27 protein-coding genes are annotated in these 23,049 nt (G+C 41.1%); 18 read left to right on the forward strand and 9 right to left on the reverse strand.

The window, feature by feature from the left end; genetic code table 11:
* Positions 1-2 precede the first annotated feature (2 nt).
* From B9T20_RS00680 to B9T20_RS00695, 4 genes are all read left to right on the forward strand, one after another.
* The gene (locus tag B9T20_RS00680; RefSeq protein WP_094489349.1) at positions 3-521 is read left to right on the forward strand and encodes a phage major tail tube protein; all 519 of its coding nucleotides are present in this window, start codon (positions 3-5) and stop codon (positions 519-521) included.
* Positions 522-523: 2 nt separating this feature from the next.
* On the forward strand, positions 524-826 hold the full coding sequence (locus B9T20_RS00685; protein WP_018122069.1) for a phage tail assembly protein: 303 nt from the start codon (positions 524-526) through the stop codon (positions 824-826).
* Positions 827-961: 135 nt separating this feature from the next.
* Positions 962-3,139, forward strand: a complete 2,178-nt coding sequence (locus B9T20_RS00690; RefSeq protein WP_148138443.1) for a phage tail tape measure protein — start codon at positions 962-964, stop codon at positions 3,137-3,139.
* Positions 3,139-3,573, forward strand: a complete 435-nt coding sequence (locus tag B9T20_RS00695; RefSeq protein WP_063503955.1) for a phage tail protein — start codon at positions 3,139-3,141, stop codon at positions 3,571-3,573. Before B9T20_RS00690 ends, B9T20_RS00695 begins: the two co-directional genes overlap by 1 nt.
* A 5-nt stretch (positions 3,574-3,578) precedes the next feature.
* Here B9T20_RS00695 and B9T20_RS00700 read toward each other — a convergent pair whose 3' ends face one another.
* Positions 3,579-4,334, reverse strand: coding sequence for a hypothetical protein (locus B9T20_RS00700; protein ID WP_094489351.1), 756 nt, complete (start codon positions 4,332-4,334; stop codon positions 3,579-3,581).
* Between the two features lie 50 nt (positions 4,335-4,384).
* Between B9T20_RS00700 and B9T20_RS00705 the strand changes: the two genes are divergently transcribed.
* Positions 4,385-5,377, forward strand: coding sequence for a contractile injection system protein, VgrG/Pvc8 family (locus B9T20_RS00705; RefSeq protein WP_094489352.1), 993 nt, complete (start codon positions 4,385-4,387; stop codon positions 5,375-5,377).
* Here the strand turns inward: B9T20_RS00705 and B9T20_RS00710 are convergent.
* The 4 genes from B9T20_RS00710 to B9T20_RS00725 are packed head-to-tail and all read right to left on the reverse strand — an operon-like array spanning position 5,374 to position 8,687.
* On the reverse strand, positions 5,374-6,465 hold the full coding sequence (locus tag B9T20_RS00710) for a DUF3800 domain-containing protein (protein WP_094489353.1): 1,092 nt from the start codon (positions 6,463-6,465) through the stop codon (positions 5,374-5,376). The genes B9T20_RS00705 and B9T20_RS00710 overlap by 4 nt on opposite strands.
* Positions 6,466-6,515: 50 nt before the next feature.
* Positions 6,516-7,127, reverse strand: a complete 612-nt coding sequence (locus tag B9T20_RS00715; RefSeq protein ID WP_094489354.1) for a hypothetical protein — start codon at positions 7,125-7,127, stop codon at positions 6,516-6,518.
* Entirely contained in the window at positions 7,124-7,987 is an 864-nt protein-coding gene (locus B9T20_RS00720; protein ID WP_094489355.1) for a hypothetical protein, read from the reverse strand. Before B9T20_RS00720 ends, B9T20_RS00715 begins: the two co-directional genes overlap by 4 nt.
* 1 nt (position 7,988) lies before the next feature.
* Positions 7,989-8,687, reverse strand: a complete 699-nt coding sequence (locus B9T20_RS00725; RefSeq protein ID WP_158520506.1) for a helix-turn-helix transcriptional regulator — start codon at positions 8,685-8,687, stop codon at positions 7,989-7,991.
* Between the two features lie 139 nt (positions 8,688-8,826).
* Here B9T20_RS00725 and B9T20_RS10105 point away from each other — a divergent pair, with 139 nt between their 5' ends.
* The 9 genes from B9T20_RS10105 to B9T20_RS00765 all read left to right on the forward strand — a co-directional run bounded on the left by B9T20_RS10105 (position 8,827) and on the right by B9T20_RS00765 (position 16,972).
* A complete protein-coding gene (locus tag B9T20_RS10105; RefSeq protein ID WP_018122078.1) occupies positions 8,827-8,997 on the forward strand; it encodes a hypothetical protein in 171 nt (56 codons plus the stop codon).
* Between the two features lie 16 nt (positions 8,998-9,013).
* Positions 9,014-9,205: an ogr/Delta-like zinc finger family protein gene (locus tag B9T20_RS10300; protein WP_018122079.1), complete on the forward strand. Its 192-nt coding sequence runs from the start codon at positions 9,014-9,016 to the stop codon at positions 9,203-9,205.
* A 23-nt stretch (positions 9,206-9,228) separates the two neighbouring features.
* A complete protein-coding gene (locus B9T20_RS00735) occupies positions 9,229-9,579 on the forward strand; it encodes a hypothetical protein (RefSeq protein ID WP_094489357.1) in 351 nt (116 codons plus the stop codon).
* A complete protein-coding gene (locus B9T20_RS00740) occupies positions 9,572-9,892 on the forward strand; it encodes a thioredoxin family protein (protein WP_094489358.1) in 321 nt (106 codons plus the stop codon). Before B9T20_RS00735 ends, B9T20_RS00740 begins: the two co-directional genes overlap by 8 nt.
* Complete coding sequence (locus B9T20_RS00745) at positions 9,892-12,504, forward strand: toprim domain-containing protein (protein ID WP_094489359.1); 2,613 nt, start codon at positions 9,892-9,894, stop codon at positions 12,502-12,504. Before B9T20_RS00740 ends, B9T20_RS00745 begins: the two co-directional genes overlap by 1 nt.
* Before the next feature lie 73 nt (positions 12,505-12,577).
* Entirely contained in the window at positions 12,578-12,763 is a 186-nt protein-coding gene (locus B9T20_RS00750; protein ID WP_018122083.1) for a hypothetical protein, read from the forward strand.
* 115 nt (positions 12,764-12,878) lie between these two features.
* Positions 12,879-13,343, forward strand: a complete 465-nt coding sequence (locus tag B9T20_RS00755; RefSeq protein ID WP_018122085.1) for a hypothetical protein — start codon at positions 12,879-12,881, stop codon at positions 13,341-13,343.
* 285 nt (positions 13,344-13,628) lie between these two features.
* Positions 13,629-14,024, forward strand: a complete 396-nt coding sequence (locus B9T20_RS00760; protein ID WP_094489360.1) for a (deoxy)nucleoside triphosphate pyrophosphohydrolase — start codon at positions 13,629-13,631, stop codon at positions 14,022-14,024.
* Positions 14,025-14,029: 5 nt separating this feature from the next.
* Positions 14,030-16,972, forward strand: a complete 2,943-nt coding sequence (locus B9T20_RS00765; RefSeq protein ID WP_094489361.1) for a DEAD/DEAH box helicase — start codon at positions 14,030-14,032, stop codon at positions 16,970-16,972.
* Between the two features lie 36 nt (positions 16,973-17,008).
* Here the strand turns inward: B9T20_RS00765 and B9T20_RS00770 are convergent, their stop codons facing one another.
* Positions 17,009-17,875 carry a YicC/YloC family endoribonuclease gene (locus tag B9T20_RS00770; protein ID WP_094489362.1) on the reverse strand — a complete coding sequence of 289 codons (867 nt, stop codon included), beginning with the start codon at positions 17,873-17,875 and terminating at the stop codon, positions 17,009-17,011.
* Positions 17,876-18,005: 130 nt separating this feature from the next.
* Between B9T20_RS00770 and folE the strand changes: the two genes are divergently transcribed.
* Positions 18,006-18,554 (forward strand): GTP cyclohydrolase I FolE, encoded by a 549-nt coding sequence (gene folE, locus B9T20_RS00775; protein ID WP_008314737.1) that lies wholly within the window; start codon positions 18,006-18,008, stop codon positions 18,552-18,554.
* Here folE and B9T20_RS00780 read toward each other — a convergent pair.
* The 3 genes from B9T20_RS00780 to B9T20_RS00790 are packed head-to-tail and all read right to left on the reverse strand — an operon-like array spanning position 18,537 to position 20,660.
* Complete coding sequence (locus B9T20_RS00780) at positions 18,537-18,818, reverse strand: GIY-YIG nuclease family protein (protein WP_094489363.1); 282 nt, start codon at positions 18,816-18,818, stop codon at positions 18,537-18,539. The genes folE and B9T20_RS00780 overlap by 18 nt on opposite strands.
* The gene (gene mutY / locus B9T20_RS00785; RefSeq protein ID WP_094489364.1) at positions 18,811-19,896 is read right to left on the reverse strand and encodes an A/G-specific adenine glycosylase; all 1,086 of its coding nucleotides are present in this window, start codon (positions 19,894-19,896) and stop codon (positions 18,811-18,813) included. Before mutY ends, B9T20_RS00780 begins: the two co-directional genes overlap by 8 nt.
* Before the next feature lie 8 nt (positions 19,897-19,904).
* Entirely contained in the window at positions 19,905-20,660 is a 756-nt protein-coding gene (locus B9T20_RS00790; protein WP_094489365.1) for a methyltransferase domain-containing protein, read from the reverse strand.
* A 119-nt stretch (positions 20,661-20,779) separates the two neighbouring features.
* Here B9T20_RS00790 and B9T20_RS00795 point away from each other — a divergent pair, with 119 nt between their 5' ends.
* From B9T20_RS00795 to B9T20_RS00805, 3 genes are read left to right on the forward strand one after another with little or no spacing between them, the layout of a single operon-like run.
* Positions 20,780-21,229, forward strand: coding sequence for a copper resistance protein NlpE N-terminal domain-containing protein (locus B9T20_RS00795; RefSeq protein ID WP_094489366.1), 450 nt, complete (start codon positions 20,780-20,782; stop codon positions 21,227-21,229).
* 17 nt (positions 21,230-21,246) lie between these two features.
* Positions 21,247-22,158: a MoxR family ATPase gene (locus B9T20_RS00800; RefSeq protein WP_094489367.1), complete on the forward strand. Its 912-nt coding sequence runs from the start codon at positions 21,247-21,249 to the stop codon at positions 22,156-22,158.
* 2 nt (positions 22,159-22,160) lie between these two features.
* Positions 22,161-23,048, forward strand: a complete 888-nt coding sequence (locus B9T20_RS00805) for a DUF58 domain-containing protein (RefSeq protein WP_094489368.1) — start codon at positions 22,161-22,163, stop codon at positions 23,046-23,048.
* The last annotated feature ends 1 nt before the right edge of the window (position 23,049 follow it).

The following is a 23,049-nucleotide window of genomic DNA, read 5'->3' on the forward strand; positions in this document are numbered from 1 at the left end:
TCATGAGCATTGTATTGCCACGCATTTTACGTGCGTTTGATTTGTATGTGGGTGATAACAACTATGCCGGCACATGTGAAAAAATTAAGTTGCCTAAGAACTCACCAAAATTAGAAGAGTTAAATGCAGGTGGCTTATCACGTCCACTTAAAGTGGCTGTGGGTTATGACGCTGATTGGGAAATGAGTTTTTCAACCAAAGGTTTGGATTTTGATTTGCTGGTCAATAGTAATTGTTCTGTGGATGGTGTGCCCATCATGATTTTGGGTTCATTAGGGGAAGGGGACAGTTGTATAGAACGAGCATTTAAAGCCTATTTCTGGGGACAAATTCAAGAAGCAGATGCAGGTGATTTATCACTCAATGAATTGAGTACAAATGATGTGACATTGGCGGTTGCACGTGTTCAGTATTTCGTCGATGGCAAAGAGATTTACTTTGAAGATCCCATGAACATGATTCGCCGCATCAATGGTAAAGATCAATTGGCAGAGCGCCGTCGTCACTTAGGGAGACAATAAAAATGAGCGAACAAAAAACAGTGAGATTAAGCAAGCCTGTAATGGTGGGCGAAACTGAATATACAGAAATTGTGGTGCGTGAACCGAATGTGATTGCCCTCAAAGGATTGTCATTGCACGCATTGCAGTTTGGCCACACAGATCCATTGATTGAGTTGCTACCCAAAATCACGGAGCCACGTCTATCACAGACGGTCATTAAAAAGATGAGCGTTAAAGACATCAGTAAGTTTGCATTAGTGGTCACAGCTTTTTTGGTGGATCCGCTCGATTGGGCGGAGGAAGAGGAACAGATGGAGGCATAAAGTCAAAAATGGTGGTGATCGGGCTGTCGTTCCCGTTCATCACTTATGGCGATATGTGCAACATGGAAATATCTGAATTAAATGGTTGGTATGAGGATGCCAAAACATACCAAGAAGAGCTAAAGGAGGCACGTGGTGGCTGAGTTAAAAATGGAAGTGATTTTACAGGCATTTGACCACGTGACCTCTGTGATGCGTGGTATTGATGGCTCAATTGGGAAAACCAAACAGAACATTAATGATTATAAAAAACGTATTCGAGAGCTTAATGACCGTATTCCACAAGTTGGACCTTTGAGCAGAGCACAGCAACGTGACCAACAAGAGCTTGATAGAACCAATCGTTTAATTGACAGACAAAAAGAGCGATTGAAGCACCTTTATAAAACGCAGGCACATAGAAATGCAGGTAAGCAAATGATGGGCGCAGGCGGTATGCACATTGCAGCTGCCACGGCAATGGGTTATGGCGTATCGCGTTTTATGGATGATGGCATGAACTTTGACACGACAATGGGTAGAGTTCAGGCTTTAACACGTTTACAAAAAGATGATCCGATGTTGGCCGCATTGCGGGCAAATGCCAAAGAATTGGGGGCTTCAACTTGGGCGGATCCTACACAAGTTGCTCAAGGCCAAGCATTTTATGCGATGGCAGGCTTTAAACCTGAAGAGATCATCAAATCAATGGCAGGTACATTGGATTTGGCTAAAGCTGGTGATGTGGACATCTCAAGGGCGGCGGACATTGGATCAAATATCCTATCTGCTTTTGGTTTATCCGCTGATGAAATGGATCGTGTGGGTGACATTTTAGTGGGGACATTTACACGCACAAATACCGATCTTGAGATGCTTGGTGAAACCATGAAATATGTGGGACCGATTGCCAAAGGATTGGGCGTGAGCTTAGAGGAAACCTCTGCCATTGCTGGTGTGTTGGGGAACATTGGTATTCAAGGCAGTCAATCAGGTACAGCCATGCGTGCGATCTTCAGTCGTTTAGCAGCAGGACCGAGCATGGCAAAGAAAGAGTTGGCTAAACTTGGTATTAAAACGAATGATAAAAAGGGCAACCTTAGAACACCAGTTGATCTATTAAGAGAAGTGTTACAGAAAACAGCCAAAATGGGTAATGCACAACGCATGGGGATTTTAAAAAGTATTGCAGGTGAGGAAGCTGCTGCGGCTTTTTCTGCATTGATTGAGAAGGGTAACTTAGAAGATTTAAATCGCATCATTGATGAGCTGAAGAACAATCATGGTGAAAGTAAGCAATTGGCCAAAGTCATGGCGGATAACTTATCAGGCGATATGCAGCAATTAAATTCGGCGTGGACGGATTTTAAGATTTCTATCTTTGAGGTGAACAATAAAGGGCTGCGTAATACGTTTAAATGGCTCACTAAAATCATGGTTAATATTGGGGATTTTGCCAAAAGTAATCCTGAGATTATTAGTAATTTGAGCTACATCGCGGCAGGTGTGATGGGCATTACAGCCTCATTAGGTTTGGCTAAATTGGCATGGGGTGCATTTCAGTTTGCTGTGCTTGGTAATCCCATTGTGGCCGCCATTGCTGGCATTGGTTTGGTCATGTATGGCGTGTATAAAAATTGGGACAGCTTAGTTTGGTTTTTCACAGATGGTGTTTTTCAAATAGGGAAAGATCTGCGGAATGTATATGACTGGTTAGGGAGTTGGATTGGCAGAATTCCCATCATTGGCTCTAAGTTACAATTTGTCTTTGATATTGGCGCTAATACTATTTTGGGAATTGGCACTGCATTTAGAAAGCTTGGGGAATTCATGGGCGCAGGGGTCGCTTTTGTCGTGAATGCCTTTAGGGATTGGGATTCCTCGTTTGCGGTATTAAAGTCCTCTGTGGCGGAATTTTGGGATGACATGGTCAAGTGGGCACAACCAGCCATTGATAGAGTCATGAAAATATTGCAGCCGTTTTTTGATGCTTATTATGCCATTGTCGGGAAAAAAGACACGGCTATGTATGACAAATTAGACATTGAAAATAAAACAGGTTTGACCTATGGCGAATTTGGGACTTTAAGTTCAGAAGTGCAATTGAAAGCAATTGGCGGCAATGCGCCTTTAAATGATGCAGCTCGTCAAGAAGACTATCAACGCATATTGCAAAACCGCATCAATGGGACTGGCAATCGCACACAAACTAACACATTTAAGATTAACATTACAGCGCCAAGCGGTGATGCATCCGCCATTGCTGAATCGGTTAAGCGTGGCATTGCTAGCGTTACCAATAAAAACAGTGCATTTTTAGGAGATGTGACGTAATGAAAGTTCAAATGGTTTGGGGATTTTTCCCCTTTGCTTTGGAGTCATTGCCATATGAGCAGTTTACAAAGAAAACGGGCTATAAATATGCAAGTAATTCACGAGTGGGCACGCGTGATGCCCATCAATTTTTGGGTCCTGGTGATGAAATGGTGGTGTTGTCGGGCAAACTTTTACCCATGCTGACAGGCGGGCGCAATGTGTTGGAAATTTTGCGGTTACAGGCAAGCAGCGGGCAGGCATTTCCTTTGATTGAAAGAACGGGCAGAATTCATGGCAATTATATTTGTATGAATGCCGATGAAATTGCCCGTCAGTTTGAGCACACAGGCGCACCACATATTGTGGATTTTACCCTTGAGTTCAAACGGGAAGGGGATGATCTATTAGGTGCATTGGGTGTGCTGACAAGTCAGATTGGATCGTTATTATGATGTATTTATTCACCATTTTTAACTCTTTCCCATTCAGTTTTGAGTATTTCTTGAGTCATAATGCTGATGAATTTTAAAATATATCCCTTTGTTTTTAAATATATTTCTTCTTGCTCTTTTGGTGTGAGCTCTTTAAATTTCTTCTTATCATATGAAGCTGGCAATAAAAAATCATTTTCCCAATATTCAGATATTTTTTCATAAAATGATTTTAGATCGTGTTCCATAGGATAAAAAAGGAAAAGATTTGCGTCTTCTAATAGTTTAACTAACTTTAATGATCTATCATTTTGTGTGTTTTTTGCTTGTGGTGATAACAGCAGTGTTACATAGGATGTTATATACAATAATCTATTGTGATTTTCTTCTGTAACTAAATGAGGTGTAAATACTATATTGCCTTGGTGGTCATAATTATATGATTTCATGTTGTATACCAGTTTCAAATATTCTGCCATATTTTTACGTAAGTCATTAATCCAATCCTGACGGTTTTTAGATAAAACTTCAACTTTGATTCTATAACCAACAGTGATAAATACACCAAATAGAGTACTAAGAACTGCACAAGTAGCACCTATGGCGATGTAAGCATCTTTATTTTTTGCAAGAGTATTATTTACGTTACCTATTATTTCTGGTGAAAAATAACCTAATAGTAAGAAAAAGATACATACAGCGATAATTGCAGAAATCACAGTGTGAATTAAAAATTTTAGACAATATTGCCAATTTCTTAATTGATTGAATAACTTTTTCATTGTTTGCCCTAATTTATATATTAAAAACTTTATTATGATAAGGAACTACTATGCTTTTTGATACCAAAACACCACAATATGCCATTACTGTTGATGGAAAGAACATTACCAGTCGCATTAATTCGCGCTTATTGTCCCTCAATTTGGTTGATAATCGTGGCTTTGATGCTGACACATTAACGCTTGTGATTGATGATAGCGATGGTCTTATGGCGTTGCCAAAGCGTGGCGTTAAGATCAATGTGAAGATTGGCTTTGGTGCATTGATTGATCGTGGGGATTTTGTGGTGGATGCAGTTTCACATACAGGCGCACCTGATGTGATCACAATTTCCGCCAATTCTGCGGACTTTAGAAAGAAGCTTTTGGAGCAGAAGAACAAGGCATATCATCAAAAGACCATCAAAGAGATTGTGGAAGCGATTGCAGGGGAGCACAAATTAGAATCCCGTGTGGCTGAGGAATTGGCCAACATTAAAGTGCAGGATCGTCAGCAACGCAATGAGAGTGATGCCAACTTTTTAACGCGTTTGGCTGAAGAGTTTGATGCTGTGGCCACAGTGAAAAAGGGTACCATCCTATTTTTGAAACGCGGGGAAAGCAAAACAGCCAGCGGCCAAGAGTTGCCCACAATCATCATTACCCGTAATCAAGGGGATAATCACAGTTATTCTGTGAATGATCGTGATGCTTATACAGGCATTAAAGCAAAATACACAACCACTAAGAACGGCGTGCGTAAAGAGGTTTTGGTGGGCGATGATGAGCGCACAAAGATGCTGCGCCGCATTTACAAAACGGAAGGTGAGGCAAGGGCAGCGGCAGAGAATGAATTGAAGCGGGTACAACGTGCAGCTGCATCATTTTCGTTTACGCTGGCGATGGGTCGCCCTGAGCTCATAGCAGAAAGCCCAGTGAAAGTACTGGGCTTTAAGGCGGAGATTGATTCACAAAATTGGATTGCTACTCGTGTGACTCATAACCTTGATCAGAGTGGTTTGACGACTCAGGTTGAGGCTGAAATAAAAGAATCTAAAGATTAATATTCTATTCTAGGGTTTTTATCATCCATTAGCCTTTCTAAAAACTTTTCTGTTCGTTCATTAATACTTTTAAGATCTAATGGGTGAACTTTAGTTTCTATTAATTCTTCTTCAACAAATTGTTTTAATACTGGTGTTAGGGGTTCTGTTAAGAAATATCTTTTGTATATCCATAGAAATACATCAACAATTTCTAAGCCTATATTTGTTTCTGATCCTGTTGGTGTTATTGGTGTACTTGGGTAGATAGAAAAATTTGGCGAAGGTATATATGAATCTATAGGTACATATCTTTCTTTCATTGTTGCATAGAGACTAGCTAGATCTTTTTGTGCTGAGTTAAATTGCTCTTGTCTATCGACTATGATGCTTGTAATGTCAGAGTTATTTATTTGTGCGGTTTCTGCGATTTGATTAAGTACAGATTGAAATCCCATTAAATTAGGAGAGATTTGTAGGCCTTTTTTGTCATATCGGCCAGCCAAAGTGAATGTTGGTTTATAATTGTATTGTATTTTTTTTGGATTTTCTTGAACCCATGTTAATGCATTATTGATAATCTCTTGTGATCTCTTGTCGGTAATAAGGGGAATTCGTTGTTTTAAAATTTCACATACATTAATAAGTATATCGTTAGATTTTTCTATATTATTCTCTAATCTGGCCTCCCAGGCTAATTTACATAAATCATCATCAAATAAATACGCAACTTTAAGTAATAATACATATCTAAGTGGCGTCCAATATGCAGAGTGTGGAACAGACTTATTATTACCAGAGTCAAATACTTGGTCAAAAAAAGACATAACAATATAATCAATTTTATTAAAATAATGTAAGTCAAATTTTAATTGATATTGTGCTCTAATCTGAGTTAGTTGATCAACAATAAGAGAAAGTTTATCTGGACCGAGCTCATTAGCATGTAGTCTATCTACGTGAAATAATTCACGCATAGAAATAATCATATCTTGTAAAGTTATATTCAAGTCATCATTTGAAGATAAAACACCATAGAACAAAAGAGGTTGGTTTTTATCGAACAATTCATTTCCAGTATTACCGCTTTCATCGATCCAAAAATACATATTTCTTCCTAATTTACTATGAGGCAAAACCCGTTTTTGATAGAAAATAATTAATTGTTTTGTGTAATGACTAACCACATTATTTTAATTATCTCAATTATAAGTGAAATTATATTAAGTATCAGAAATGAAAACCATACAATCAGAATATTCTGTACTGAAAAGTATGGGATCTTAATGTGGAAATAATCTAGTATTATGGCTAATAATAATGCCATGCCTACTATAAGTATTGTAATGTAAAATAGAAGTTTGCCAACTGTTGAAGGCTTATTAATGTTCTCTGAGTTATTTAGAGATGATTCTTCAGGATTAGGCGTTAGAATATTAAAGATTTTTTGACAATACTGACTCTTTAATTCAGTAGAAATAAACTCGCTATCTAATATATTTTTTATTAAAAGACTTTTTATTTGGTCTATTGAGTATAATTTTTGATATGAAATTTTATATTCTATTGAAATAGCACTAGCAATTTGGCAAATAATGTCATGATTTAAATTAAAATTTTCTGGGATTAATTTTTTGATGATAGTAATAAGTTCTTTATTTGCTTTTCTTACTTCTAACGTTTTTTTAAGATAATTTGTAATACTGGTAATAAATACTAAAATTAAGCCAGAAATCACACCATAAATTATATTAGATATTATATTTATCATGGTTGTGCCTTCGATACATAGGATATATCACCCGTATATAATAAAGTAATGAACTGTTCTTTATTCATAATCAATGTGCCATTCTCTGTGGCTCGTTCTATTTGTGTTTCAGGTAATGCACCATTAGTAACAATAGCAAATAATGTCTTGGTTTGTGTTTTTAGTACTTTTAATCGATATGCTTTAGCAAGCTCTTCCAATTCAAGTGATTCAGATTCTGAAAAGCCGATAATATTAATGCCTGTTCGTTTTATATCATGAGTCAATGATTTTATCTGCTTAACGATTGGTTGCCAATGCTGCAATTTTTCTTTAAACCTTTCTCCGCGTAAAACATTCAAAACATTTTCATAAGAAAAGGTCAAAATGTATTTATCATAACCATCTTCTAATACATAGCCATTAAAAAACATTGGATATTCACTTGTAATAATAAGGTTTAGATTTTTTTGTTCCCCTTTTTTATTGCTGTAGCGAATAGAAATAAAATTATCATTATGAGTGGCATATTCATCTAAATATGCCTCATACATCGCATCAACTATTTCTTGACCATTTGTAAAATATTCAATTTTCTCACGCACATAAGTTCTTTCAGCTTTTGCGGTATGACAATATCCATAAATATAATTTTCATCTACTTGATGCAGGGTAATAGTTTTATATCGTTTGGCCTCTTCTAAATCTTCTTCCTCTTCTGTTAAATCCTCATCATGATCGGGAAAATTTAGATAATAGAAAGATACTTTTTTCCCTTTTTTTGGCGAGATTTTTTGTTTTTGATTGCGTTTAAGCTTTTTATTTCGCATTAAAATAAGAAGAAAAATCCCCACAATCACAAATGCCAAAAAGATTTCCATATTAATCCCTTACACGCCGATTTCTAAACAATGTCACAGGCTCAACATGCACAACGCACCCGATGATGTCAAAGTCATTCGGTGGGTTCTTCATATCAATCGTGAACGGTTTATAAAGTGGGTTAGTGCTAGAAATTTCAATGATTTTATTGGGTAGCTTTTGCACGCTTTTAACGATCAAATCACCATCGATTCTGAGCACATAAATCCCATCATTAAAGAGTTTATTGGCAGTATCAATGAGCATGACATCCTTATCATTGATGACGCCAATCATAGAGTCACCACGGGCAGTGATGGCAATCAAATCTTTGGGATTGACCTCTAAATATTTTTTAACCCAATACTTACGATATGCCAATGAGAATTCATAGGTTTCTTCATTAATAGCCGATCCATGACCTGCCGCCGCAAACACTTTATAACGAGGCACAAAACAGAATTCTTCCAAATCAACTAAATGACCAGCGTTGTCATAAATTTTGGGCTGTGAGCTATTAGATGGTATGCCCGTAATAATGTATTGGATATCACATCCAGCCTGGGCAATTCGCTCTAAATAACTACTATCAGGTTTACGTTCATTTTTTTCATAATTCATTTGAGCGTGCGCACCAACACCTGCTATTTCAGCAAAGGCTTTTTGGCTCAGTTTTAATGCATCTCTTACTTCTTTGAGTCGTTCACCGACAGTTGTCATTTGGTTCACCTTAATAGATAAATGTAACATTCGTTAATGTTAATATTGACTTTGAATCATTTGACAAGTATTATCCATCTGGTAGTCATTTGGTAAGACGTTAATATAGTCATTCGTTAAGTCACTTGGAGTATTATCAATGAAAAATAAGCTTTTTACAAGCGAGCAAAGGAGTGAGCAAGTTCGTGTATCGATCACGAAATCTGAGTTAAATCAGCTCAGAAACATTGCAAATAGAGAGAAGCGTCCAGTTGCGACTGTGGCTCATGCGTTATTAAAAAAAGCAATTGAAGAGTACAGCTGCAAATAACACATTTGGAGAGTATGTGAATAGATCAGGAACCGCTAATTCGTATAAATGTCCACAGTGTGGCAGCAGAGCCAAGATTGTCACCACTAAAGTGATCACGACACAAACGAGGGAGAAGTATTATCAGTGTACAAATCTGCATTGCTCATCCACGTTTGTGACCTATGAAACGGTTGATCGCTGGATCATTAAAACGAAATCTAATTAATTAAAATTTAAGGAGAAAAAATTATGGCTTTAGTTAGTCAGGGCACTTTTTTACCCATTAAAAATGTATCTCAATGTTTAGAGGCAGCACACTTGGATTTTAAACGCGTAGCGAAAGCAGTACGCGGTATAGCTTTAACATCCATGTTTATCAACCATTCAAATGATGTACAGAAGTTCGCCCAACAAGCATCACAAATGACAAGTTCTGCATTGTTAAGTGTGCTTGAGTCTGTGCGCCATCAATATTACTTAGCGGCGGATGAAGTGGCGGATCAAGCATTCACCATTCATTTGTTGAAGTCTGCCATCTCAATCCATGAATTGATGAAATCCATTAAGAAGGGCGCATATCAGGGGGTGAATCATGACTAGTTATGTGATCAATATTACCAATGGTTTAACGCTCAAAAACATCACAGATAACGAGCCCACCATTATTTTATTCACGCGTAGCCACTGCACATCTTCTAAGAAAATGCTGCACATGCTTGATGAGTTCAGCAAACGTCATTTACACATTGCATGCGTCAATATAGACATCAGCCCAAACAGTGTCGGGAAGAATATGATGCACCGCTTCAATATCAAGGTTGCACCTTCTTTTGTTGTGTTCAAGCAAGGCAAAGAGGTGAACCGCGGATGTGGCTACACACAGTTTGTGAATTATATGACGAGTGAAATGTAATGAAAATGGAACGCAGTCAGAGAGATGAAGTGGTGCGCCGCTTCATCGCAGAAACAGGGGCAAAGCCTCAAGGCAATGGCAAACGCTATAAAAATGGCATTTGTCCAAGCTGTCAGAAAAAGAAATTATGGATATTTGGTGATAATCCGTGGAAGATCCAATGTGATAGTACCACGTGCGGTTATGAGATCTCCGCACGTGATCGTTATCCAGACATCTTTGAAAACTTTTCTAAACGCTATGCCCATGAAATGGCAGAAGATGGCCGCGCAATTGCTAAAGCATACTTGAGGGAAGCAAGGGGCTTTAACACCACATTGTGTGACCAATTCACGCAAGAAACGTTTTTTGATTATAGCACAAAAGTTTCCACACCAACGGTGCGTTTTCCAATGCCAGGGGATGGTTATTGGGAGCGCTTGATTGAAAACTTGGAAAAGTTTGAGCAAAAAGCCCACTTCAAAAAAGGCTATTCATACAAAGGGTTGGCTTGGCATTTTAATGATCTTGATGTGAGCAAGATTAATGAATTATGGGTGGTCGAAGGGATCTTTGATGCCATTGCGTTAAAACATCACAATATTCATGCCATCAGTGCCATGAGTGCCAATAACTTTCCTGAACACACTTTAACGCAGATCTACCAAAAGAATCCGCGCTTAAATATTGTGATTGCCTTAGATTCAGATGAGAAGGGCAAACAGTCCGCCATTAAGTGGTTAAAGCTATGTGAAAAAATAGGATTCTTTTCTGACATCCGTTTGGCCATTACCAATGATGGTGATGATTGGAACGATAAGCACATCAAAGAGCAATTAGATGATGAAGATATTGAAACCTATCTTCATCATGGCGCAGTGTTGTCCGCAAGATCACCGATGCGTAAAGCATATTTGATGTATCAGCGCTATGAAAAGCAGCAGTTTTTCCTTGAGTTCAATTTCAATACTTATTGGGTCAAAGTGGATGTGAAGGCGATGCTTGAAGCTATCAATAAAAACGATGAGGACGAGGAAACAGCCTTTAAATCATCTTGTACCATCACTGAGATCGCCAATTGCGTTACGAATATTCTGTACGCACAAAAAGAGTTGGATACGAATGAGTTATTCTACTTTCTTGAAGTGGTCATGAAGAATAAGCGCAATAAGGATGCCTTTTCACCTAAGCAATTGTCCAGCGCGGGCGAATTTAAAGCACGTGTGATGAATACAGTATCCGGTGCAACATTCACAGGTGAAACAAAGCATTTAGATCAAATCTATCGTGTGAAAACGAGCGACATCAAAGACATCAGTACCGTGCCATTTTTAGGATATGCCAAAGAGTTGGGCGCGTATATTTTCCCAGAGTTTGCCGTTAAAAATGGCCGTGTCTATAAGCTCAATAAGGAAGAGTATTTTGAGTTGCCAGGCAACCAAAACATTAAGACAACATTTTCAATGCCTGAATTTGATCCAAGCATGGATTATCAAAATACCTGGCATCAAGATTTCATTGATGTTTTTGGCCAAAAAGGATTGACGGTTTTAGCGTTTTGGCTCGGTTCATTATTTGTAGAGCAATTGCGGGATGTTTATAAAGGCTTTCCATTTTTGGAGCTCACAGGTGAGGCGGGTGCTGGTAAATCCACCATTTTGCAATTTATGTGGAAACTCTCTGGGCGAGGGGGAGATTATGAAGGGGTCAATCCCAATAATGGTTCTAAAGTGGGTTATTTCAGAACATTATCACAAGTGGCCAACTTGCCAACAGTGATGATTGAGTGTGAAGGCTTTAACTTAGAGGATCTCAAATCCTTATACAATGGCGGTTATTTGAGAACAACGGGCCAAAAGAATAATGGCAATAACACCAACAGCCCTAAATTCAGAGGTTCGTTGATTTTATCCCAAAATGAGCGAGCCATTACCGCAGGTTCGCGCGATAACTTAATTGCGTTGTTGTCCCGCCTTGTGTATGTGCATTTTGATACGAGCAATCACACCTCTGAGTCACGCATTAAAGCCCGTCGATTAGAGCAAATACCAATGGATGAGTTGTCAGGCTTTTTGGTCGAAGCACTTAAAAATGAAGATGCCATCTTAAAGTGTGTTCATTCAGTCTTTGAGCAAAACAGAGCACGCATTATGGCACTTGAAGAGGTGCAGACAACGCGCATTGGCTTGACGCATGGCTTGATGCTCTCATTGTTGCAGGCTTTGAAGTTTTTAATGCCCATTCATGAGCACACTTTGCGTGCAACTGAAGAGTACATTTGCAGAATTGCGGTTGAACGCGATATTGAGCTTAAGCAAGATCATCCGATTTTGGAACAGTTCTGGGAGGTTTATGAGTATCTCAATAATGAAGGTTTTGCGGTTAATCATTCCAGAAATGATGAGTATATCGCCATCAACTTAAATCAGTTTTATGGATTGGCCGCGGAGATGCGCCAGCAGCTTGATGACATTAAAACAGTCAAGAAGATGCTGCCACACACCAGCAGGCACAAATACATTGAGCACAATAAAGTTGTGAATTCTAAGTACAACGATGATGAGTACACGAACAAAGCAGGTAAAGGTTTTGGCTCATTGCGTTGTTATATTTTTCATAAAGGTAAGGGGTAATCAAAATAGCCAATCGTTATTTTCTTTGGAAAAACAGTGAAATTTTATAATTGATTAGAAAAAGGATTTAAGTATGAATAATTTGGAAATGAATGAGCGCATTGCTGGTATTGAACGCATTTTGGCATATCTACAAAAACAAAGAATGCAACTGTTTGATCGGCGCAAGATTCAGCGTCGGGAATACAAATTGATCATTGATGAAATCAATGATGCAAAAAGACGGATTCATAAACTTAAAGCAATGAAGGGAGATTAATGCAGAACTTCACGATTAAATTGGGCGGCTATGAATATGTCATAGCTGCACAATCTTTTGAATTGGCACATTTGGAAGCAGTTAAACAACATTTAGAATTAGGGAGAGAATTACAATGAGCATGACAGATAAACGCGACAAAACGTCATACATCATCAACAATGAAATTAAGAAATTCTTAAATGATCATGGCTATATGTTGAGTCGTCATGATGTGAAAAAATTTGATGGCCAGTGGCTTTATAATATCTCTAAAATTAATTTGACTGGTGTACAACATATTGAGCAATTGACCCGTAATGGTTTGATTGAGGCATATAAAAAAGGTGTGTTGCTTCAGAGGTTAAATGTGAGTCATAATTTCAAACCAGCATTTATTTTACAAAAAGACGTTGCTATACTCATGTCAGAAAATGGCAAACCCATCCATAATTACACGATTAATAATTATGTAAGAGATGGCATGCTGCCAGAACCAATTGTGAGCGGCAGAACCAAAAAATGGTCGGTTGATCAATTGTGTGAGCATTTAAAAATTTCAGAAGAAACATTGTGGAAAACACTCGGTAGGGATTATTAGAAGTAAATTTGGAAGTAAAAAATAAATACTCAAAATATAAAGCCCTTTAAATCAAGGGCTTTAGTTGTTTTTAGGTTTCCTCTCGGGCGCGCCATTTTCTTTCGATTGTTATGGAAATTCGCGGTCATCGTTGCGTGACTGATCCCAATTTGATCCCAACCATTCATATTTAAACGAACATTATCTTACGATATTCGCGATCATCTTGTTGCCAAAATGTTGTATACTGGCCGATAAATTTTGCAAATGATGCGTCAATATTGACAAATAATAATGGTTACAATGATGAAAGAAATAGAAGTGGTTGCGGCAGTCATTCAATATGAAGGCAAAATATTTTGTGCCCAGCGCGGGGCCAATGCAAAAGAGTATTTGGCATATAAATACGAATTTCCAGGTGGCAAAACAGAAGCCGGTGAAACCCATGAAGCGGCTTTGATTCGTGAAATTGATGAAGAGCTCAATTGGGTCATTCAAGTGGATGAGCCTTTGATCACAGTCCATCACACGTATCCTGATTTTAAAATCATCATGCACGCATTTTTATGCACGCCCCTTGATCTGAACTTTCGTTTAAATGAACACATGGATTATGTGTGGTTGCCCATCAGTGAGCTTTACGCATTAGATTGGGCTGCGGCGGATTTGCCCATTATTGATCAGCTCAGTTATCTTGAGTAAGCGCTATGAATGATCTTCTCAATGATTTGACCACAAGTTTTTATGACGTGGATCACATTTCAAGTGGGCAATATCTGCCTGCCATTTTAGTCAATGATTTTAGACGCGAAAAAAAGGTGCTCACCACGATTTTAGAGCAGCTGAAAACCTGTGATGAGTTCTTTATCTCGGTGGCCTTTGTGACGACAGGCGGCGTTGCGGTGATTCGTGAGGCGCTAGATGAGTTGAATCGTAAAGCGATTAAAGGCGTGATCATTGTGTCACAGTATCTTAATTTTACCGATCCTGCGGCGCTTGAGCGTTTATTGGCCTATCCAAACATTGAATTGCGCATTGATGTGCACAACAGCTTTCATGCCAAATGTTTTTATTTTGAAAAGGGCGAGCAGAGCATTGTGGTCATTGGCAGTAGCAATTTGACGGACAGCGCCTTATGCAAAAATTATGAATTTAACATTAAATTAGATGCCTCCATTAATGGCGAGATCATCGAGCAGATCAAAGCTGAACAACAAGTGATGTATGAGCGCTCCATTGAGGTTAATCAAGCCATCATTGATCAATATCGTGTGCAGTATGAGCAATTGCGCTTTGGCAGAAACCAATTGCAGCATACGAAAATCACAAGCGGGCAACACATTGCACCGAATGCCATGCAATTAAAAGCTTTGGATAATTTACAACATCTTCGCGATGAAAAAGGGGCAACAAAGGCATTGCTCATTTCTGCAACCGGCACGGGCAAAACTTATCTATCGGCGTTTGATGTGGCGCGCGTTCAACCCAAAAAATTCCTCTTTTTAGTGCACAGAAGCACGATTGCAGCCAAATCTATGCAGTCGTATCAAAAGATATTGTCAAGCGTTGCAGGCCATGATCCGCACATGACCTTTGGCTTATTTGATGGCAATCATAAAGATTACGCTGCCGATTATCTCTTTGCCACGGTGCAAACCATGAGTTTGCCCCATCATTTAGCGCATTTTTCTCAAGATCATTTTGATTACATTGTGATTGATGAAACCCATCGCGCAGCAGCGCAAACGTATCAAACCATTCTTAACCATTTTACGCCCAAATTTTTATTGGGCATGACAGCAACGCCAGAGCGCATGAGTGGTGAAGATATTTTTCAATATTTTGATCACAACATTGCCTATGAAATTCGCTTAAAAGATGCACTGGAAGCGGATTTACTCACCACATTTCATTATTACGGCATTGCGGACATTGTATTGACGGACGATGTGAAAAAGCCGCCAAGCTTTAATCAATTGATTCGTGAAGAACGTGTGGCGCACATTTTGGAGAAAATCACCCATTATTCTACGGATACCGGAGATTATCGCGGTCTGGTTTTTTGCTCAAGTGTAGAAGAAGCCGATGCATTATCCGCACAATTTTGTGGGTTTGGTTTTCGTGCATGTGCTTTGTCTGGGCGCCACAGTGAACATGAACGTGAGGCGGCGATTGAATCGCTCGAATCTGATGATGTGGATCATCTACAATTCATTTTCACGGTGGATATTTTCAATGAAGGGATCGACATTCCGCGCGTGAATCTCATTGTGATGTTGCGCGCAACGCAATCGGTGATTGTGTTTGTACAGCAGCTTGGGCGTGGTTTACGGAAAGCTGAGGATAAATCTTATGTCACGGTGTTGGATTTTATTGGTAATTATGCCAATAACTATATGATTCCGATGGCGCTGTTTGGGGATCATTCCTACAACAAAGATGCGCTTCGCCGAAAAATGAGTGAAGGCAGCAGCGCGTTGCCGGGCGCATCGAGCATTAGTTTTGATGCCATTACAGAGCAGCGCATTTATGCTGCGATTAATCAAGCATCCTTTGACCATAAAAAAGATTTAGCCACGGACATGAAGGCGCTCTTTGATAAACTTGGACATATGCCGACGCCCATTGACTTTATCCGACATGGCGCGCGTGATCCTTATCAATACATTCGGGTGTTTGGCAGTTACTATCAAACGCTGAAATATGTTTTTAAAGCGCATGTGCCGCCAATTTCAGAGGATGCTGCCGCCATGCTGCGTTACTTTGATGGTGAGATCAATAATGCCAAGCGCATTACAGAAAGTTGTCTGCTCTTTGAATTATTACAGCATCACGTCATCACGTTGGATGCATTCAAATCCCATTGCAATGCCCATTTTCACTTTACGCCAACGGATGCGGACATTATTTCAGTGGTGGATAATCTTAACTTTAGCTTTGTGGTGACTGAAGTTAATAAACGCAAAGTGGTTTATCGTCACAGTGCATATTTAAAAGATGCAACATTGTATGATGTGGTGACATTTGATGGGCAATCCTTTGCTTTGACGCCACAATTTAAAACATTGCTGGCGCAATCAAGTTTTAAAAGCCATTTGATGCAATCGGTGGATTTGGCCCGTGCCATTTATCGACAAAAGTTGGCCGATTCATGTTTGATTGATGGGCGCTTTATTTTGTATGAAAAATATAGCCGTAAAGATGTCTTTCGCATTCTTAATTATCAGGAAAATCCAAATGCGCAAAGTGTTGGCGGTTATTTGTTTGATCGCGCAGAAACAGTGTGCCCCATTTTTGTCAATTATCATAAAGATGAAAACATCAGTGAGCGCACCAAATATGAGGATGCTTTTTTAAATCCATCGCTCCTTCATTGGTTTTCAAAAGGGCAGCGCACGATGCTCAGTAAAGATGTGCAGGCGTTTTATCACAGTCAATCGCGCAATATCGCGTTGTATCTTTTTGTGAAAAAAGACAATGATGAAGGACGAGAATTTTATTGTTTAGGGCGCGTTCAACCCGATCAAAAGAGCTTTAGAGAAGAAAAAATGCCGATCTCAGCAGACAAAACACAAAATGTGGTAACCCTCAATTTAGAGCTCAAGCAAGCGGTGAAAGAGAGTTTGTATCAGTATTTGATTCATCCATAAAGCAAAACCCCGCTTTGCGGGGCTTTAATGTGGCGATTATTCGATGTTTTGAATCTGTTCGCGGATCTGTTCGATCAATACTTTTAACTCAACGGCAATCGCGGTGAGTTCAGCATCTTGGGACTTTGAGCCAAGGGTGTTGGCTTCGCGGTTTAACTCTTGGGTTAAAAAGTCTAAGCGGCGGCCGATCGGTTCATTGCGGGCAATGGCATCGGTCATCGCCACGACGTGGGAATGGAGGCGGTCGATCTCTTCATCGATGTCCAATTTTTGAATGGCAAACACCAACTCTTGCTCTAAACGTTGTTGATCCACTTCAATGGCAAATTCAGCTAAGCGCGCCGTTAATTTATCACGAAGGCGCGTGATGGCTTCAGGGCGAAGGGCTTGGGCTTTTTCAGTCAGCGCCGCGATTTTGCTTAAACGATCTTCAATCACCGCTTGAATGCGTGCGCCTTCTGCTTGGCGATTTTTGGCCAATGATTCAAGCGCCGTTGCAAAGGTTTGTGTGGTGATGCTTTCTAACGCATCGGGATCCGGCGTGCGTGTGATGAGCATGTTTGGAAAGCGCATCAATTCAGATGGGCTCAAAGCATGTGCTGTCCCAAGGATGGCATTGGCTTCTTGATGCAGTGCGATCACATTTTTGGCCAATGTTTCATTGAGGGTTAAATGTTCATTGGTGGCGCCCGCAGCTTCTAAGCGCATCATGATCTCAAGTTTACCGCGCTTTAATACGGATTGCACTTGATCACGTAAGGCAGGTTCAAAGGCACGCAATAGGTCTGGCAATTTAAAATAGGTTTCTAAATAGCGGTGATTGATGCTGCGTAGCTCAATGGATAATGTACCAAAGTCTGTCGCTACGGTTTCTCTGGCAAAACCTGTCATGGAGGAGATCATACTGTTCCTTAAAATTACGATAAACAAAAAGCAATTATAACGCTCTTTATGGGATTTGGTGAATATCATTGATCAATGTTGCAATTCCTAGTAAACTTCGGAGCTTTATTCACATTATTGAGTTGCGATCATGTCTGATTTAGAAAAAAATTACCGTGCCATTTTAACTGAAATTGGTGAAGATCCTGAGCGCGAAGGCCTCGTTGACACACCAAAACGCGCTGCAAAAGCGATGCAATATTTGTGTCGAGGTTATGAGCAAACCTTAGAAGAAGTGGTGGGCGGTGCCATTTTCTCATCAGACAGCAATGAAATGGTGTTGGTCAAAGACATCGAGTTGTATTCATTGTGTGAGCATCACATTTTGCCTTTTATCGGTAAAGCGCATGTGGCGTATTTGCCCAATGGCAAAGTGCTCGGTTTATCGAAAATTGCCCGCATTGTGGACATGTTTGCTCGCCGCTTACAGATCCAAGAGGCGCTCACCTCTGAAATCGCCAATGCCATTCAAGAAGTCACCGATGCCAAAGGTGTGGCGGTTGTGATTGAAGCAAAACACATGTGCATGATGATGCGCGGCGTTGAGAAACAAAATTCTCACATGGTGACATCCGCCATGTTAGGGGCCTTTAGAAACAATCCGGCCACGCGCGCAGAGTTTTTAAGCTTCATCAAGTAAGCGCGTTAAATCAACACCAAAAGCGGCTAAATAGGCCGCTTTTTTTGTGCGCGTCAATTGCTTAAAGGCATACTCTTGCTGCATGGCTAACGTTTGTGTGGCAAAACGTTCTGAGTGAATGAGCCGTACAGGCAAGCGCGCCCGCGTATATTTTGCGCCTTTGCCGCGATTGTGCGTTGCCGTGCGCCGCGTGACATCCGTTGTGTAGCCGGCATACAGCGAGCCATCCTGACATAACAGAACATAAAAGCAGTGATCAGCCATGGATGAGCGCTAATAAATCATTGGTGGGCTTGGTTTTTGCATAAGTGTCATACACAGCGCGCGGTGTGAAGGTATAGCATTGTCCATCGAGGAGAATGGAAGATGCTTCTGTATTCACCTTCAACCAAAGGGGCTCAATGTGAAAGTTAATGTGTGTGAGCACATGTTTAAAGCGCGGTAAAGAGATGCTTTCAATGACGGTGACATCCGGTAACATCGTCTCGATGTCCATGAGATGGGATGAGCGATGGGGAAACTCATAAAGATTGTGCCAGATGGTCTCTGTGGTGCGTTGATGAAACAGTAATTGGCCATGTTGATTTTCCACAATCAGAGGGAAGAGCTCGAGCTCTTTTTTCACCGTTTTGATTTTTTTGGCCGGAATGCGATCCATGTATTGTTGTTGATGTGTTACGCAGTGCATTTGCCAAAAACAGGTGTCACATTTGGGCTGCTTGGTGCAGAGCGTGGCGCCAAAGTCCATGATCGCTTGCGTGTAATCATGAGGGCGCGCTTGGCTGCTCATCATATAAGCAAAGGGCAGGAGTACTTTTTCCAACTGTTTTTCAGGGTGCGTCGCGCCGGTGACGCGCGCCATCACGCGTTTGACATTACCATCTAAAATGGCAAAAGGGCGATGAAATCCTTGGCTCATGATGGCCGCAGCAGTGGTGCGTCCGATGCCTTTGATGGATTGAATGGCGGCAAAGTCGCAAGGGATTTCGCCTTTGAATTGATCCCGCACATATTGTGCGCCTTGATGTAAATTGCGGGCGCGCGCGTAATAGCCTAAACCTTCCCACGCCTTTAAAACGCGTTCAATCTCTGCGTTGGCAAGGTCATTGATGGTGGGAAACTGTTTGATGAAGTTAAAAAAGTATGGGATCACTGTGGCCACCTGCGTTTGCTGCAGCATGATCTCAGAGAGCCAAATGTGATAAATGTTTTGGGCAGGTGTGTCATGATTTTGTGGCTTCCAAGGCAGATCATGGCGGCCATGTTCATCAAACCAGTGCATCAATTGTTGATGAAACTTGCGGATTGTCTCGCCCGTTGTGGGGGCTAAAAAAAGGGACATGTTCATTCTCATTTTAGGCGGATTAACCAATGCAAATAGCGCGCATTGGGGAGATATTGCGGTTTTGTGGAGCAGTGCATTTCCATCTTTAAATGATCTTCCGTGCTGATTTTTTGTTTATTCTCTTTGGTCATAAAATCATAATAGGTGCGAATGCCACTTTGGTGGATGATCTCAAAGCCTGCAGTTTCTAACGCTTGCTGTAATATGGCGGGATCAACAGGCGAAATGGGCGTTAAACCGCCGGCTTCCCCGCGGAAATTGTTTTTTTCCACATAGCGATAATTGCCACGAATGAGATTGTGATAAATCAAACCATTGACGTTATAAAAGAGTAAAGAGACGGTGCTGTTTGAATGCATCAATCCTTTGACAATGGGAAGGATGCTAAGGGGATCTTCGAGCCATTCGATCACGGCATGCGCGAGAATGAGATCATAGCTATGAGTTAAACGCTGCGGAATGTTTTGCAGTTCATCATGGATGAAATTTGCGGTGAGTTGATGCTCAGCAAAGCGCGTTTTGGCAAGGTTTAACATGGTTTCTGAGGCTTCTAGCAGCGTCATTTGATGGCCATGGGCACTGAGCACTCTGGCAAATTGCCCTTGACCGGCACCGATGTCTAATGTAGCGAAAGAGCGCGTTAAAAGATCAAACTGTAAAAAATCACGCTCTAAAATGGCCAGGCGCAATTGTCCTTTAAAGGAGGCATAAATTTTATCTTGAAAGTGAGCGCTTAATGCATCAAAACGTGGGGCAGTCATGAGGGAAAACCATAAAGAAAAGAGGGATCATAGTGGAAGGGGTGAAAAAATGTCAAATTTCCAAGATATCAGCTACAATGAATGACTGTGATGTTGATTAAAAATAATGGAGCGTACGTATGAAAAAGAGTGTGATCACAGCAGCAATGTTGCCTTTAGTATTAACCGGTTGCTTATCTGTTACCCCGAAAAAAACAGAGGCGCCAAAACCTGTTGAGCCTGTGGAAACAGCCTCACAAATTGCCCAAACGAGCTTGGATTATCCAGGCACATATCGCACGCGCTTAAAATGCGAAGGGTGCGATTATACCAATGCACAGTTGCAAGTGAACCAATATGGGCAGTATCGCTATATTGAACAGAGCATGAAAAATGGTGCACCCATCGGGCAGCCCATTGTGTTCCAAGGTCGCTATACATGGGATAAAAATGCCCCCATCATTCGCCTCTTAAATGCGCGCAACATGCATTTCTTTGTGGCAGAAAATCAAATGGTGCTCTTAGATCATCCTGTGGCGAGCTTTGCAGAGATCACCGCCGAGCCTAAATTCCAAAAAGTGGTGCGTTAATTTTTCCTTGAGTCGTCATGCATAATAAAATCACACAAATAAAAATGGCGCTCAACGCCATCATTCTGGGTAAAGAAGCTCAGGTCACATTAAGTTTGGCCTGTCTTTTTGCAAAGGGGCATCTACTTTTAGAAGATTTGCCTGGTATGGGCAAAACAACGTTGGCCCATAGCTTAGCGAAAGTGTTGGGCTTGTCCTATCAGCGCTTACAATTTACCTCTGACTTATTGCCGGGGGACATCATTGGTGGGGAGATCTTTGATCCTGCGACGCAAGCCTTTCGCTTGCATCATGGCCCGATTTTCACAGAATTATTGCTCGCCGATGAGATCAATCGCACCACGCCAAAGAGCCAAAGCGCATTGTTAGAGGCGATGGAGGAGCGGCAAGTCTCCATTGGGCGTAAAAGTTATCGCCTACCGGAACACTTTTTTGTGATCGCCACCCAAAATCCCAATACAGCCGGCAGTGGTACCTATCCATTGCCCGATTCGCAAATGGATCGCTTTTTAATGACATTGTCGCTGGGTTATCCCACTTTAGAAGCAGAGCGACGCATTTTAAAAGGTGACACGCACCGCGGCAAAGTGGCCGCCTTGCCAACGCTATTGACGCGTGAAGGGCTGAGCCTCATTCAAAAGCAAGTGTTGGCCGTTTCAGCATCCGATGCATTGTTAGATTATATTTTGCGCTTGGTGTTTGCCACCCGAACAGAGGCGCGCTTTGCCGTTGGCATTTCACCGCGTGGGAGCACAGCTTTATTGAGGGCGGCGCAAGCCTATGCATTGGTCAATGGGCGTGATTATGTGGTGCCAGAGGATGTCAAAGCCGTTTTACCCAGCGTCTTTGAACATCGTTTACGTCACAGCGGGCACAATAGCCAAGATGCCGTTCAGTGGCTGCTTGATCACATTCCGACGTTGGTATAATCATGCAGATGGTCAATCGCCGCACCCTCTATATTTTGCCCACGCGCTTTGGGCTCATTTATCTGCTGTTGTGCGGCGTACTTTTGGTGATGGCCATCAACTTTGACAATGCCTTGGTGTATGTGCTCTGTTTTTGGCTCTTTTCGCTCTTTGTGGCGGCCATGGTGCTCACTTGGCGCAATTTGGATCAACTGAAAATCTCTGTCGGGCGCGTAGAGCCTGTTTTTGCTGGGCAAACGGCCATTTTTCCGGTGGTTGTTGCGGCGTTTGATCGTCTGCATCCGGCCATTACAGTGAGTGCTTTGACATCGAGCGTACGCATCGATTGCCCAAAGGATGAGCGCATCACAGCGCCTCTTTTGCGTGAGGATTGCACGCGTGGACGGATCATTTTACCGAAAGTGACCCTATCCACCACGTATCCTTTAGGGCTCTTTCGTGCATGGACGCAGATTGCATGCTCAGCTCACACGTTGTGTTACCCCAAACCCATTGAAACCGCTTTACCAATGGTGGATGCGGCATTGGGGATGGATCAAAATAGAGCATTAGAGGGCAATGCTTTGCGTGGCGTTGATCAATTTGCGGCGCTTGAGTCCTATCAAATGGGTGATCCCTTGTCGCGCATTGATTGGCGCGCGTATGCAAAAGGTCAGGGCGTTTGGGTGAAGCATTTTACGGATCCACTCTCCTCAGAACTTTGGCTCAGTGATGCCGATTTTATGGGGACAATGGAACAGAAATTATCTTATTTATGCCATCTTGTGTTGCGTTTGACGGAAAACGGGCAGCGATTTGGGTTAAAGCTTGGCGCTGTGATCATTGAGCCGAATACCGGGGATGATCATCGCGCGCGCTGTTTAGAAGCATTGGCATTGTATCGACGATAGA

Origin of the sequence: Wohlfahrtiimonas sp. G9077, assembly GCF_002252155.1 — a bacterium.
Taxonomy (GTDB): domain Bacteria; phylum Pseudomonadota; class Gammaproteobacteria; order Cardiobacteriales; family Wohlfahrtiimonadaceae; genus Wohlfahrtiimonas.